Source organism: Paraburkholderia fynbosensis (assembly GCF_902859935.1).
In the GTDB taxonomy this organism is placed as follows: Bacteria; Pseudomonadota; Gammaproteobacteria; order Burkholderiales; family Burkholderiaceae; genus Paraburkholderia; species Paraburkholderia fynbosensis.
Genome location: NZ_CADIKI010000031.1, coordinates 55,973 through 69,437, shown reverse-complemented (window position 1 = coordinate 69,437; position 13,465 = coordinate 55,973). Strand labels below are relative to the sequence as shown.

Genomic DNA, 13,465 nt, shown 5'->3' with positions numbered 1-13,465 from the left:
ATCAGTGCTTTCTGCGCCTCACTGTAATAAATCCGGCGTCGCTGTTTCATTTGCAACACTCCCACTGCTCACGCAGCTTCTAGTGTGTTGCATCCACCGGTTGAATCCGCCGTGGCGTGCAGACGATCAAGGGTGTTCGCAGCTCAAGCTGCCTATGCCAATTGCATAAGGCAGTGACCGGCCAGTACGCGTCATTCATCCGCGACTTGACTCGGTCACTCAGACGTCGGTTCCGCATTAGTCATCGGCCGTTCGATTGGGGAAGGCGTATATGCGGCTTGCCATGTCGCTCTAGATTTAAGTTTGTTGCGCCATCTTGCGAGCTTGGGAGATCGCATCGTCCTATGATATTCTGAAAGGTTATATCCAGATCAGTCAAATCGGGGTGGTGAATGGGTTCGAAACTCGTTGATAACGCGAAAAGAATTGAGCATCTGTTGAAGGTTATGGGGATCGCGGGGCGCGGAATCGGCGAACAGCTAAAGAATGCGCGTGGCATTCTTGCAGAAGATCTTGAGACAGAGATTCGACGCTTCAATCAGGTTCGGAATTTCGAGGCACATGACATTGACTTTCAGCTGACTGATCGTGCGATCGAAAAATTCAACGAGCGTGGACAACAGATCATTGAGCGTCTAGCTGCGCTCTCGGGTACGCAAGCCCCGGCGAAGGGAGCCACTCCGGGAAGGAAGGCCACTCCGGCAAAGACGGCCGCTCTCGCAAAGAAGGTCACTCCGGCAAAGAAGGCCGCTCCGGCAAAGAAGGTCACTCCGGCAAAGACGGCCGCTCCGGCAAAGAAGGTCACTCCGGCAAAGAAGGTCACTCCGGCAAAGAAGGCCGCTCCGGCAAAGAAGGTCACTCCGGCAAAGAAGGCCGCTCCGGCAAAGAAGGTCACTCCGGCAAAGAAGATCACTCCGGCAAAGAAGGTCACTCCGGCAAAGAAGGTCACTCCGGCAAAGAAGGCCGCTCCGGCAAAGAAGGTCACTCCGGCAAAGAAGGTGACTCCGGCAAAGAAGGTCACTCCGGCAAAGAAGGCGGCTAAGCCAGTGCCTGTAAAAATGCTGAACGACTCAAGTTTGGAGCCACTCTTTGCGAAATACGCTGCGAAAGCTTTCGACGAGAAGAGGGCTAGGGATGAAATCTCCAGGCTCTCGGGCAACGACGTCCAGTTCTATGCCGGCTTAATGCGTGCATACCGGGAGACTCTCCAGCAGAACTCTGGAAAGGGGCAATCCTCCAATTTGCTCGAAAAATATGTGGCGGAGGCTTTCAACGAGAAAATCGCCCGAGACAAAATCTCCAAAATGGCAGGTAACGACGTTCGGCTCTATGCAGATCTACTGCACGCGCACCGGGAGGCCACCAAACAGACCTCCGGAAAACGGAACAACGCATCGCCCATCGTGGTAGGCAATGACGCGTCGCACGCACAAGCGATTGCTAGAACGGTTGGGGCGATCATGCGGTTGTTCCAGCGTTGATGTCGTATTGGCCCCCGTGAAATCCACAGGCGTCTGACTCCAGCCTTGGGCGTCGGTTACCCGCGACCACTGCGTCGAACACACTTCGATCGAGGCGAGTAGATGGACGGCTGCTGCAAATTTGGAAACCGCCATTCAAACGCAGGGGTGGCGAACGGCAGGAGTGGGTCGAGAGTACGCATTCGGCACTCGCCAGACCTGTCATTCGCGTCCGCCCACCCGCGAATGTCGGGAAGCGGCAGGCAGCAGCCTGACAGATGCCGATGCTCGAATGACGGCTTCGGCCGACTTGCCGTCCTCCCGGAGTACCGACCGCTGCCCGACCGCTCAGCTAGCCGTCCGCTGAAGTGCCGCTTCGTCCCGGCGGAGAGCGGGTTGACGGGGCGATGCGCCCATTCCGAGACGGGCTCTTGGGGCACGGAACGTTTCGGGCTTTCCTCGCATCGAGGGACACCACCGGCTGAGCAGGCAGGAGCGGCGCTGGGATCTCGCGCATAGGGACAGGCCGCAGCGGCCGCCGATTCTCCTTTCCAGCCAAGAAGTGCTGGAGGTAGTGCCGCGTAAGAAAATCAACCGATTGGTTGGTCTGCAACTAACGGTCAGGCCCTCACAGCGGCCGGCTTGGCTCCGCCACAACAGCGTTGCGCAAAAAGGGGCCGCCGGCCAAATTGTTCATGCTTCGAGAAGCGTGCCCGATGCGCCCGCGCCGTTCAGGGGCGCTCGAAGTCATCGGGTGCCAGTTCCAGGAGTGCGCACGAATGCGGAAGTAGCTTCCGTTCGGCGATCGCGCGGATGCGGCTGTACCCGTCCCGGAAGATCCTCAGGATCCGGGCGTCTCCGGCCCGCGGCTCAAGCCAGAAATGGGTCTCCGGCGCTGCAATCGTGACGATGCATTCGACGGTGGTGTTTCCGCGGACGAGCCAGAACGACGCGCCCTGTCGATTTGCCAGAATCTGCGGCTCGAATTCAGGTTTTTCCATGGCGGGTTCCGGGCGTTTATCTCGTAGGCGAGTGAGCAGGCTGTCGATCGCTCCGGTGATGCCAGCGATGGTCGCCGGCATCAGGCCACAGGCTGCCTGACATCACAAAAGTCGGCGGAGCATTGCGCGCTCCGCTTGCCGGTTTGTACCGGCGATCGACCGGTTATCAGGAAACAGTCAACCACCGGGCTAGCGGTCATACAGGTCGTCGCGCTCACTTCGGGCTCCTAAATGCCTCACCGATCTGCCGCGCTCGCTTCACCTCGTCACTATGGAGGTAGATCGACGTGGTCGACACCGAGGCGTGCCGCAGGTTGTCGCGCACTGTCGTCAGTTCTGCGCCGTGCCCGAGCGCGTAGGTGGCGTGCGTATGCCGCATCCAGTGAGGGCTGGCACGGCGCAGTTTCTCAGCGAGCGGCGGGTGATCGGTTTCGATCGCATCGGCGGCAACGCAGAAGAAGCGCTCAAGGACACCCCACAGCCGCACACTGCTGATGGTCGCTGCGCTATCCGCTTCCAGGCTGCCGATAACCGGTGTGTCTGGCCGCCAGCGCGCAGCAGTAGCCGGCAGCTGGCGCTCGGCCAGATAACGCGCCAATGCGTCCCACGCGAGTGGCGGCAGCGCCACTCGTGCCAGCCTGCCGCCCTTGCCGGTGACGCGCAGCCAGTGCTCGTCGCGTGCGTCCGTTTCGACGTGACCGAGCGTCGCGCCGACCAGTTCGCTCGCGCGCAGGCCCGTTGCAAAACCGAAGTCGAGCAGGAACCGCAGGCGCTGTGCGGCCTGAGCCGTCCAGCCGTAAGACCATTCGAGGCCGTCGGCGATCGTACGCAACAGGGCCCATTCGCCGTCCGTGAAAGCGCGCGACGCGTCGAGCGCCGATGTGGTTTTGCCACCGCGCACCCTGATGCCCGCAAATGGATTGGCCAGCACGTAGCGCTGTTCGACCAGCCAGCGGAAGAGGGCGCCGAGAATCGACAGCGCGTGCGCGACCGAACGCGCGGACAGACTGCCAGTGAACGGCCGCCAGTCAGGCGACGTGCGTGGGCGCACCGGGCCGATCCACCGTCCGCGCGGAGACGGATGGCGCAGGAACGTCCGGTAGGCGATCGCATCATCGGTCGTCAGGGACGACAGCGCGCGGCCGCGCTCGAGGATGGCCCAGAGAATCAGCCGCTCGGCTTCCTTGCGGTAGGTCCGCTGCGTGGCGGGCGACTCGTGCAGGGACAGCCATGTCTGCACGGCCTCGTAGTCGTTGGACGCGTCGAGCGTGCAGGTGGCGGGCGGGGCGCGGAACGTGCCGGCGGAGCCGTCGACTTCGTGCGGCAGTTTGAGGGTCTCCCAAGGCACGATGTCGCCGCGCTGGCTCGCGACCACCAGCGCACGCGCCCGGTCCGTGAGCGCGGGCCAGGCGGCGAAGAAAGCCTCGATCGAACGGGCGCTCGCCATGCCGAGGCCCGGCACCGCCTTCCACCACTGGCGCCGGCGCGGAATGCGCACGGTGAGATCGGCGAGCGTCATGACGCCGTGCGCGCGCAGCACCTGCACCGCGCGTGGCGCGAGCCATTGCGCGATGTCGTCGGCGATCTGCGGTTCCGGCGGGCGGGCGGTGCGCAAAGCCTCGATCGCCAGCGCGGCGCCTTTCGCATGCTGCTCACGTCCCGCCGCCGGATGAGTCAGGAGTGCGACAAGGTCGTCGCGATGGGCCGCGCGCGCAACGTCCAGCAGCTTGCCGCGGATGCGCCCGAGCACGCCGCGCGCCGATTTCCCGTCGCCGAGTGCGGAGGGCAGGTAACGCGCGACGGCCTGCCGCACCGGTACGCCCGCATACCACGCGCGCAGCACGGCGAGTTCGTCGGCATCGGGGAAAGTCGATGCAGCATCAGGGGCGGGCGTGGAGGGCAGGATGAGACGCGTTTTCATGCATGGGAGTTTAGCGCATGAACAGTCATCTTAAGATAAGAAAACTTATCTTAACAGCTACATTGAGCGGCATGTTTTCTTGGAAAACTCGAGCGTGTACACAATTAACTTTGTAGCCAAATCTCAATCGGAGCCGCCACCAACCGCGCGTCCTGTCAATGCGTCTGCAGTTTCGCGGGGTTTGAGTCAATTCCGCGTTTTAGGCCTCTGCGCCATCATTGTTTCTGGCCGACTGCGCGCCCATTGCGTGATGACTTTCGTCGACGGCGTGGCGCCAATAGTTACGACTTCACATGGACGGGAGGGGCCTGCGGGCTTTTTGAAACGGTACTCTGCGGCGACATGGCGTCTGCTCATTCATAAATACAACCGTGGCTGCGCGGGCGCTGAGGTCGTGAAAAAGGCGGCGTGTCACCAAACCGGACGGATAGCCGACACGTCAGAACTGTAGACCTGTGGATGTGCCCTGAGAAAGTTACACGAACAAAAGACAGCAAAGTGAGTGAGCAATGAAAACAAGGTGACCCAGGAAATTCTCGAAGCCGATGGCCGGCCTAGCGCGCGGACAGGGCAAAGCAGGCGCAGGACGATCAAGCCTTTCTTGCAATTTTAAAAAAAGCCACCAACCGATGTGATCCAGTTAAGCCCCATATTTCCACGGTCTGCCGCCAGCTTGGGCTGACGGTGCCAGCGCTCCGCGCGTCCGCGCATGCGCCAACGGCTACCGGGGAGCGGTCGCTGGCGCATATCCGGCGAATACTCGCCGAACAGACCAGAATGTCCCCGGATGCTGCATCGCACACATCAGGCTTCCATGCGCCGCTTCCTCGGCATTGATGGCAGAAGCGGGATCAAGCAATGCCGGAATATTCGCGTCTAGCTGTCAAAGCCACGGAAAATCGGTAGGCACTGCCACGATGACGGACATGGTTGCGTCTATTCGCGTTCTAACCGCGAGACGGCAAATCTTGTCGCGGCCTCGGGGATCACTGCGCTGAGTGGACATGGTGTAATAGCTGCGAAGCGCTTAGGCCCGACCGCGAGTCGTGAAATCTGAGGATCGGATAGATGTGCATCCATTGAACCAAAGCGAAACCGCGGAGGCGGTCGCCGTTGTGCGGTGAATAACAAGGTGCGGGCAGGGGGAATATCCCGGCTTCACCCGCTGCGTGCCGATTGCGCGGCCGCGGGTGAATCGGGTAGGGTGGTGACTTCTTTACTCCCTCTACCGGACAAACAATGAACAAATAGGATCTGGTCGATGCTGTCGCCGCGAAGACGGGCTCCACCAAGGCTGAAACCGCCGCAACGCTCGATGTGCTGATCGGTACCATCACCACCGCGCTCTCGCAGGGCGACAGCGTGCAGCTGATCGGCTTCGGCTCGTTTTCGACCGGGGCGCATGCGGCGCGGGTCGGGCGGAATCCGGCGACCGGTGCCGAGATCCAGATTCCTGCGGCGAAGACCGTGAAGATCACCGCGGGCAAGGCATTCAATGACGCAGTGAACGGCGTCCGCGGCTGACAGTCGCCAGCAGACAGTTCTGCCCCTATCGTCGGGCGTCGAAAGGATGGGGCACCGGCTAACTGCGGTCCGGGCATATGCTGTATGGCACTGCCGCAGCGTCACTTATGCCGGGCTCAATTGCACTCACAATCGATGACGAGTGAGTTCAGCCTGGGAAAAGTTGGGCATGATGGTCGTCGACAAAATTAAAAACCGTGTTCACGTGCCCGTGACGTCTCAAAATTTAAATTGGAATACTTCAATGTCTATGCACGTATCGTTTGGGGTTCTGCGATGGGTCTTGAGTATTCTTAAGAAGACTTCTTCTTGGCTCGTTGACAAGCTCACCCGTTGGTTCATTTTGCCGACGTATCGCCATTCTCACCTGACCTGGATGAAGCGTACGCAGCTCGGGTCAAGTTGGAGCGAGCTTTGGGATGGCGTCGAATACGACGTCAGTTTTCCACATTTTGGATATCCCGAGCCGAGAGCGTGTCGGGTAGCATTCCGTTCGCTGAAGAAAGAAGTTTCTAGGCTCGAGATGATCCTTGAGGTTCGCGGTGCTGGCCTTCGATACCAGGAGCCTATTCAGGTGTGCAACTTGAATAAGCACGCAGTTATTGTGACGTTGCCGGGAATTCCCGAGCTTGAACCCAAACTTTCAAAAGGAAACTTGCGATTTTCGATTGAAGAGTATGAGTTCTTGGCCCGGTAGAGTCGTTTTCCCAGGAGGGGCGGAACGAGCGCACGTCACTTCACTGCAAGGATCGCTGATTCAGAACTTCGCTTTCAATGATGCGTGGGACTATCGCTGGGGGCATTGGTGGAACTGTAATCAAATCAAGTATGCAACGCAGCGAATCCAAGAATACTGGCGATTTCGTTTTGGGTTCAGAACATGGGTATCCGGCATATCAGGCGGAACGTTGGGAGCTTCTTGGATGTCGTCATTTCAGTTCTGGGTCGCGGTGGCCTCGCAGATCTTCGTACTTTCGGATGACGGCGAGTTGCGATCGCGGTGGAGCCGTGCGGACGCAATTGACGATGACTAATATTGTTGGTGTCCACTTATTCTGGGAGCGAACGAAAAGTGGGGGAGTGTATGTTCAACGTCGAACGGCATCGGGCGACCTGGAATGCGGGTATCGTTTTCTAAAGCAGCTTTCCGGTCTTCCATCGAGCAGCTCGACGCGGGTCTGCAGCAGATAGTGAGCTCCCTTCATGGACCAACGCATTTGTTGCCGCTTTGAGAGCCGACGATTGATGGCTCAATGCAACACTCTGAAAACCGCAGACTGATATCGCTGACGTTTGACGCAGTGCGGCATCGTGCGCGAAACTGGCCCGACGGAATCCGAATTAATTGTCCCTGTCGATGCGTCGTCGGCGCCGACACAATGCTCCCGATTGAACCGGCCTGCATCCATCCTCAACCGAACCTTGCCATGACCCGACTTCGTATCACTTCCTGCGGCATGACTTTCATTGCTGAAACGAATCCCGACGCACCGCAGACCGTCGCTGCGTTTCTGAAGCTGCTGCCTTACACGCAAAAAATTATCCACGTGCGCTGGAGCGGCGAGGGCTGCTGGGTTCCGCTGGGCGAGTTCAAGCTCGAAAACGACGGCGTCGAAGTTGGCTTCGAGAACCACACAAGCCACCCGTCGGTTGGCGACATTCTGTTCTATCCGGGCGGATATAGCGAAACCGAAATCATCATGGCGTACGGATCGTGCCTGTTCGCGAGCAAGCTGGGCCAGCTCGCGGGCAATCACTTCCTGACTGTCGTCGATGGCAAGGAAAATCTGCGCAAGCTCGGCGTCAAGGTGTTGTGGGAGGGCGCACAAGACATCACGTTCGAAGCGATTTGACGCTCCGAATAGAAACAAAGGGCGTTGCAGCGAGCAACGCCCTTTTTTAGCGAATCAAGCGAATCAGGCAGTTCACACCGACGAACATCGTCATCTCAAACGCAGCAAAAACAACTGCTCGCGTGTCTGCCTAAATAGGCACCTTCCCCTTCATCCGTCATCGAAGTGTCTTCGCTGCGAGCGAGCAGAACGGGAAGCCCATTCTGCTCGCGTACCGACGGCGCGCCGCATTGCGGACACAGCGCCGCTTCGTCGCGCATCGCGACGCGGCGCATCTGGTCGAATACACCGCATTGCGCGCAACGGTAGTTGTAAAAAGGCATTGCGCGGATCGCGTCAGAAATGCGTGCCGAGCTCGCCGCGCGCGACGAACTGTCCGCCGCCAGCGGGGCCGACCCATTGGCCGTCGTCGATCAGCACTTCGCCGCGCAACAGCACTTTTTTCACGCGCCCCGTCACGTGATGACCTTCGAACAGCGTGAAATCGCAATCGCTATGTTGCGTGTCGGCGCTGATCTTGTGCGATTCGCGCGGATCGAACAGCACGACATCGGCGTCGCTACCGATCGCGAGCGTGCCTTTCTTCGGGAACAGCCCGAACAGCTTCGCGGGCGCCGTCGATGTCAATTCGACGAAACGGTTCAGCGAAATGCGGCCGGTGCGCACACCGCCGTCGTAGACGACGGTCATCCGCGTTTCGACGCCCGGCACGCCGTTCGGAATCTTCGAGAAATCGTCGGCGCCGAGCGGCTTCTGGTTGATGTTGCCGCGATGGCCTTCCTTCAGGCAATACGGGCAGTGATCGGTGGAGATCAATTGCAGGTCGTCGGTTTTCAGTGCGGTCCACAGCGCGTTTTGTGCTTCTTTCGAGCGCAATGGCGGGCTCATCACGTAGCGCGCCATGTCGAAACTATCGTCGGCGTACGCGGATTCGTCGAAAAACAGATAGTGCGGGCAGGTTTCGGCAAACACGGGAATGCCAAGATCGCGCGCTTCGATCACATGTTTCAGCGCTTCTTTCGCGGACAGATGGACGAAATACACCGGCGCTTCGGCGAGTTCGGCGAGCTTGATGCCGCGATGCGTGGCTTCGCCCTCCATGATCGCGGGACGCGTCAGCGCGTGATAGCGGGGCGACGTGTGGCCTTGCGCGAGCGCTTCGCGGATCAGCAGATCGATGACAGTGCCGTTTTCCGCGTGCAATGCGATCATGCCGCCGTGCTGGCCGACCATTCGCATTGCCTGGAAGATCGACGCGTCGTCGGACATCACCGTGCCCGGATACGCCATGAACATCTTGAAGCTCGACACGCCTTCGTGGCGGATCGCGTGCTGCATGTCGGCGAGTACCTGATCGTCGACGTGCGTGACGATCACATGAAAACCGTAGTCGATGTGCGAGACCGATCCCGCCTTCTGCTGCGCGCGTGCGATCGCGTCGAGCGGACTGGTGCCGGCTTCCTGCAACGCGAAGTCGATGATCGTCGTCGTGCCGCCGAATGCCGCGGAACGCGTGCCGGAATCGAAGTTGTCGCAGGTGACGGATGGGCCGAACGTGTTTTCCATGTGCGTGTGCGCATCGACGCCGCCGGGGAACACCAGCAGCCCTTGTGCGTCGATCACTTTGGTGTCGGGGCCGGCTTCGATCTGCTGGCCGATACACACAATCCGCTCGCCTTCGATGACGATGTCGGCGATATAGTCGTCGATGGCCGTGATCAGGCGACCGCCGCGAATCAGCGTGCGGGTCGAGGTTTGCGTCATGAAGCGCTCCGGTCGTGGTCAATCGCAACATCGAATGAAAGGGCAAACGACAGCGCCTCGTCGAGAAGCGCTATCTCGGCCGCCTGCAGAGACGGAATCGGCGCGCGTGCGGCGGCGTGCGGAATCTTGCCGAGCAGATGCAGGCAGGCCTTCAGGCGCGCATTTGCATGCGTGCCCGGCGCCGTGCCGTAAATGGCCTTCGCGAGTGGATAAACATGTTCGTTCAGGCGCTGCGCTTCGGCCAGATCGCGCTCCTGCACCGCACGATACAGGGCGACGACCAGTTCAGGCACGATGGCCGCGAGGCTGACGACGCTGCCTTCGGTGCCGATCGCGAAACACGTGAACAGATGCTCGTCGCCGGACGCCATCACTGCGACATGCGGCGCGACAGATTTGACGTAGCGGCGAATCGCTTCGTAGCGGGCCGTTTCCCAACTGCCTTCCTTGATCGCAACCACTTCGGGCAGCTTTACCAGCGCCGAGAGCATCTCCGCGGTGTAGGCCATGCCGCCGGTGCCGACACCGGCCTGATAGAGCATCATCGGCAGCTTCGCGTTCGCGTTGGCAATCCGGTGATGATTGACGACGGTCGCGAGATCGGTCGACAACGCCCACGAATACGGCGGAAACAGCAGCGTTATATCGGCGCTGGCGGCTTTTGCATCGTCGGTATGCGCCTGGGCTTCGAAGCTGTCCTCCGAATTCACGCCCGCAACGATGATCGAACGGTCGCCGCACACTTCATGCGCGATGTCGAGTACGCGGCGTTTTTCCTCGCGCGACAGCGCGAAGTTCTCGCCGGCATGACCGTTGATCAGCAGGCCCACGATGCCGTCGACGGACGCGAGCGTGTCGAGATGAGTCGCGAGCGCGGCTTCGTCGAGCTGGCGGCCGTGCGCATCGAGCGGACACAAGGTGGCGGCATAGATGCCGTTAAGGGGAGCGTCGTCCGAGGGAATCATTGCATGGGTTCTCGATGGGAAAGGGCGGGCGCAGCATCTGCGGAAGTGGGCGCGATCAGCCGCGCGGGATCGAACAGCGGCAATTCGGGCGTCCCGCCGAGCATTGCCTGCGATAGCAGCTTGCCCATATAGGGGCCGCTCGTATAACCGGAATGCACGCAGCCGATCACGTATGCGTTGTGGAGGCCGGGCAGCGCGCCGATTATCGGCATGGCGTCGGCGGTTTCGGATTCGAGTCCAAGCCAGATGCGCGCGACGCGCGCTTTCGCGAGCGCGGGAATCACATGCTGCGCAAGCCGTAGATTGCCGGTCAGATTCTGCGGAATGGTTTCGACGGGACCTCGTTCGCGATCGCCCACGCCTTGCCAGCCGCCACCGATGACGACGCTGCCGTTCGCGAACTGCTTCATCGACAGAAGACCGTTGGCGATGCTCAGCACGGTGCGCATGACAGGCGGCATCCGCTCGGTGACGATCAACTGGTTGATCAGCGTTTTGACGGAAATGCGAATGTCGAGCATGCTGAGCAGCGGTTCGAGCCATACGCCGCCCGCCATCACCACGCGCGTCGCGTCGATCGCGAGCGGCGCGTTGCCGGCCGGCGAGCCATGCACGCGATAGCACCCGGCGAGCCTTTCGACGCGCGTGACAGGCGTATTTTCGACGATCTGCACGCTGGCCGCGCGCAGCGCGGCATGATACGCGCGGCCGGTAAGATAGGCGCTCGCGAAGCCGTCGGTCGTGCAATGCGCGGCTTCCAGCATCGCAGGATTCAAGTTCGGTTCGACGCGCAGCGCGGCGTTGGCATCGAGTAGATCGATTTGCGCGCCATATTCGCGGCGCGTGGCAGCGCGCGCACGCAGCAGCTCGCGCTCGCTGTCAGTGAAGGCGAGTGACATGCCAGGCGCGGCCGTCGCGAGCACGCCCTCGCCAAGCCACTGGTCGGCTTCCATCCACATCTTCCATGCGTGGATCGCGTAGGGCACGAGCGCAGCGCGCGTCATGTGCAAGGTCAACGTGCCGGCGTTAACGCCGGACGCGGCGCGGCATAGCGCATCGCGTTCGATCAGCGCGACGCGCATGCCGCCGCGCGCGAGAAACAGCGCCGTGGTGCAGCCCATCACGCCGCCGCCGATCACGACGACGTCGAACGGTTTGTGCAAGGTTTCGACGGTACGTGTGTTCCGTTCGTTCATAGCGGTGCAGCCTTCGGAATCGGAATGTCGTCGTAACTGAAATCGCCGGTGAGCGCTTCGATCGTCACCGGACGCAGCGGCGTACGGGCGGAAAAACATCCGACGTCGTCACGCGACGGCGCGCCCAGGCGGCGCATCAGCAGTTCGCCCGCGACGTCTCCGCAAGTGCGGCCCTGGCATGGGCCCATTCCGCAGCGCGTCCATGCCTTCAACTGGTTGACGTCGTGCGCGCCCGCGTCGCAGGCCGCGTCGATCTCGGCGCGCGTCACGTCCTCGCAACGGCAGACGATGGTGTCAAGCGCGATGCTGTCGACGTGACCGGGCCGCAGCGCCATCAGCTTCGCCATGGCGTGGCCGAAACGCGACGCGTCACGATAAGCGTCGCGCAGTTTTGCGACGCGTTCGACGGCCGTCGCTTGAGGCGCGCCGAGATCGCGCGCGCACGCGAGTCCTGCCAGCGTGCCGTGCGTCGCGGCTGCGGCTGCGCCCGCGATGCCCGCGCCGTCGCCGGCCACGAAAAGCAGCGGGCGGGAAGTGCGGCCATCGGCATCGGCGATGGCGATCCAGCCGCCGGCCGCGCGCGAATACCGATGTTTCGCGCGCAACAGTCGCGTGATTTCGCTCGACGGCGTGAGACCGTGGCCGACCGCGATGCAATCGCTCAGCACCGTCTTGCGTTCTCCGTCGATCACGCGTCCGGCGGCGTCGCACGGCGCGAGCGTCGCACGCAGGCACTCGCCGAGCGGTTCGACGCGAACGATGGTGTGGCGAGCGTAGCGCGGCGTGCCCGCGCGACGGATCACGTTCCACCACTTGAACCCCTGCCGAAGCAGATCCGGTCGGCCGAGCAACGCGGGCATCGAGCGCGCCCAGTCGCCAGTGCTCGCGAGATCGACGATCGCTTCTACTTTGCCGCCGCCCTCGATCGTCTTCGCGGCGACCGCCGCCAGCAGAGGACCGCATCCGGCGACGAGCGTCGAGCGTCCGGGCAGCATGTGCTGCGACTTCAGCAGAATGGTCGCCGCCGCGAGGCCAATGACGCCAGGCGTCGTCCATCCTTCGAACGGGACCACGCGCTCGGTGGTGCCGGACGCGACGATCAGCGCGCGCGCGGTGCAATGGAGCGGTCCATGGGGGCCAGTCGCATCGACGCGATAGTTGCCGGTCACCGCCCACACGGGATGACGAAAGAACGTCGTGACACTGCTCGTCGCAAGCTCGCGTCGCAACGCGTCGCCGTCAGCCTGATCGGCGTCTGGCTTCGACGTGACGCCGTCGATCGGCGCGCGATACACCTGGCCGCCCGCCGAAGCATTTTCATCGAACAGCGCGACGCGCATGCCAGTGGACGCCGCGGCGAGCGCCGCGCGCGTGCCGGCGGGGCCGCCGCCAAGCACGATCACATCGAACAAGGACTTCATTTCAGACATCGACACCAGTCTCCGGAATGGTTTCTATACGCATGCCGCTTGCAACAGGCGTTTGACATGCCAGCACCCGCGCACCGTCGACCATAACCAGACACTCCTGGCAGGAACCCATCAGACAGAACATGCCGCGCGGGCGATTCAAACGCGGGCTTGCGCGCAGCGCCTTTACGCCAGCGGCGAACAGCGCTGAGGCAGCGCTCTCGCCCGGATGCGCGCAATAGCGTCTACCATCGAGAAACAGTTCGACCGCAGCAGGGCGGTTGGGATCGTGAATACGCATTGCGTCCTCTTCAGACTTCGTTGCCGGTGGCGTTGTCCGTCTCGCTTGACAACTAATTTAGGCGATGTTTT

12 protein-coding genes and 1 pseudogene are annotated in these 13,465 nt (G+C 61.5%); 4 read left to right on the top strand and 9 right to left on the bottom strand.

Translation table 11 applies throughout. From position 1 onward, the window contains the following. Positions 1 to 392: 392 nt before the first annotated feature. Positions 393 to 1,481, top strand: a complete 1,089-nt coding sequence (locus HV770_RS38305) for a hypothetical protein (protein WP_217468681.1) — start codon at positions 393 to 395, stop codon at positions 1,479 to 1,481. A 710-nt stretch (positions 1,482 to 2,191) separates the two neighbouring features. Here HV770_RS38305 and HV770_RS34695 read toward each other — a convergent pair. Together HV770_RS34695 and HV770_RS34690 are read right to left on the bottom strand one after the other, a co-directional pair. Further along, a complete protein-coding gene (locus HV770_RS34695; protein ID WP_175165978.1) occupies positions 2,192 to 2,461 on the bottom strand; it encodes a DUF1488 family protein in 270 nt (89 codons plus the stop codon). A 214-nt stretch (positions 2,462 to 2,675) separates the two neighbouring features. Then, positions 2,676 to 4,382 carry a site-specific integrase gene (locus tag HV770_RS34690; protein WP_175165973.1) on the bottom strand — a complete coding sequence of 569 codons (1,707 nt, stop codon included), beginning with the start codon at positions 4,380 to 4,382 and terminating at the stop codon, positions 2,676 to 2,678. Between the two features lie 1,254 nt (positions 4,383 to 5,636). Between HV770_RS34690 and HV770_RS34685 the strand changes: the two genes are divergently transcribed. After that, positions 5,637 to 5,906, top strand: a complete 270-nt coding sequence (locus HV770_RS34685; RefSeq protein ID WP_246291491.1) for an HU family DNA-binding protein — start codon at positions 5,637 to 5,639, stop codon at positions 5,904 to 5,906. Between the two features lie 169 nt (positions 5,907 to 6,075). Further along, entirely contained in the window at positions 6,076 to 6,603 is a 528-nt protein-coding gene (locus tag HV770_RS34680; RefSeq protein ID WP_175165972.1) for a hypothetical protein, read from the top strand. Between the two features lie 391 nt (positions 6,604 to 6,994). Here HV770_RS34680 and HV770_RS39145 read toward each other — a convergent pair. Further along, positions 6,995 to 7,153 (bottom strand): annotated as a pseudogene (locus HV770_RS39145) (ISKra4-like element ISBugl3 family transposase); the annotation flags it as partial. Between the two features lie 180 nt (positions 7,154 to 7,333). On the opposite strand from HV770_RS39145, the gene HV770_RS34675 reads away from it, so the two are divergent. Further along, positions 7,334 to 7,759 (top strand): DUF3830 family protein, encoded by a 426-nt coding sequence (locus HV770_RS34675; RefSeq protein WP_175165971.1) that lies wholly within the window; start codon positions 7,334 to 7,336, stop codon positions 7,757 to 7,759. 95 nt (positions 7,760 to 7,854) lie between these two features. Here the strand turns inward: HV770_RS34675 and HV770_RS34670 are convergent, their stop codons facing one another. The 6 genes from HV770_RS34670 to HV770_RS34645 are packed head-to-tail and all read right to left on the bottom strand — an operon-like array spanning position 7,855 to position 13,394. After that, a complete protein-coding gene (locus HV770_RS34670; protein ID WP_175165970.1) occupies positions 7,855 to 8,082 on the bottom strand; it encodes an FmdB family zinc ribbon protein in 228 nt (75 codons plus the stop codon). 13 nt (positions 8,083 to 8,095) lie between these two features. Continuing rightward, on the bottom strand, positions 8,096 to 9,523 hold the full coding sequence (gene hydA / locus HV770_RS34665; protein ID WP_175165969.1) for a dihydropyrimidinase: 1,428 nt from the start codon (positions 9,521 to 9,523) through the stop codon (positions 8,096 to 8,098). Continuing rightward, positions 9,520 to 10,488: a dihydrodipicolinate synthase family protein gene (locus tag HV770_RS34660; RefSeq protein ID WP_175165968.1), complete on the bottom strand. Its 969-nt coding sequence runs from the start codon at positions 10,486 to 10,488 to the stop codon at positions 9,520 to 9,522. Before HV770_RS34660 ends, hydA begins: the two co-directional genes overlap by 4 nt. After that, positions 10,485 to 11,684: an NAD(P)/FAD-dependent oxidoreductase gene (locus HV770_RS34655; protein WP_175165967.1), complete on the bottom strand. Its 1,200-nt coding sequence runs from the start codon at positions 11,682 to 11,684 to the stop codon at positions 10,485 to 10,487. The genes HV770_RS34660 and HV770_RS34655 overlap by 4 nt, the downstream gene beginning before the upstream one ends. Next, positions 11,681 to 13,114 carry an FAD/NAD(P)-dependent oxidoreductase gene (locus HV770_RS34650; RefSeq protein WP_175165966.1) on the bottom strand — a complete coding sequence of 478 codons (1,434 nt, stop codon included), beginning with the start codon at positions 13,112 to 13,114 and terminating at the stop codon, positions 11,681 to 11,683. The genes HV770_RS34655 and HV770_RS34650 overlap by 4 nt, the downstream gene beginning before the upstream one ends. Continuing rightward, a complete protein-coding gene (locus HV770_RS34645; protein ID WP_175165965.1) occupies positions 13,107 to 13,394 on the bottom strand; it encodes a (2Fe-2S)-binding protein in 288 nt (95 codons plus the stop codon). The genes HV770_RS34650 and HV770_RS34645 overlap by 8 nt, the downstream gene beginning before the upstream one ends. Positions 13,395 to 13,465 lie beyond the last annotated feature (71 nt).

Coding starts and splice junctions, on each gene's coding strand:
- HV770_RS38305 (WP_217468681.1), top strand. CDS start 393: ATGGGTTCGAAACTCGTTGATAACGCGAAAAGAATTGAGCATCTGTTG.
- HV770_RS34695 (WP_175165978.1), bottom strand. CDS start 2,461: ATGGAAAAACCTGAATTCGAGCCGCAGATTCTGGCAAATCGACAGGGC.
- HV770_RS34690 (WP_175165973.1), bottom strand. CDS start 4,382: ATGAAAACGCGTCTCATCCTGCCCTCCACGCCCGCCCCTGATGCTGCA.
- HV770_RS34680 (WP_175165972.1), top strand. CDS start 6,076: ATGATGGTCGTCGACAAAATTAAAAACCGTGTTCACGTGCCCGTGACG.
- HV770_RS34675 (WP_175165971.1), top strand. CDS start 7,334: ATGACCCGACTTCGTATCACTTCCTGCGGCATGACTTTCATTGCTGAA.
- HV770_RS34670 (WP_175165970.1), bottom strand. CDS start 8,082: ATGCCTTTTTACAACTACCGTTGCGCGCAATGCGGTGTATTCGACCAG.
- hydA (WP_175165969.1), bottom strand. CDS start 9,523: ATGACGCAAACCTCGACCCGCACGCTGATTCGCGGCGGTCGCCTGATC.
- HV770_RS34660 (WP_175165968.1), bottom strand. CDS start 10,488: ATGATTCCCTCGGACGACGCTCCCCTTAACGGCATCTATGCCGCCACC.
- HV770_RS34655 (WP_175165967.1), bottom strand. CDS start 11,684: ATGAACGAACGGAACACACGTACCGTCGAAACCTTGCACAAACCGTTC.
- HV770_RS34650 (WP_175165966.1), bottom strand. CDS start 13,114: ATGTCTGAAATGAAGTCCTTGTTCGATGTGATCGTGCTTGGCGGCGGC.
- HV770_RS34645 (WP_175165965.1), bottom strand. CDS start 13,394: ATGCGTATTCACGATCCCAACCGCCCTGCTGCGGTCGAACTGTTTCTC.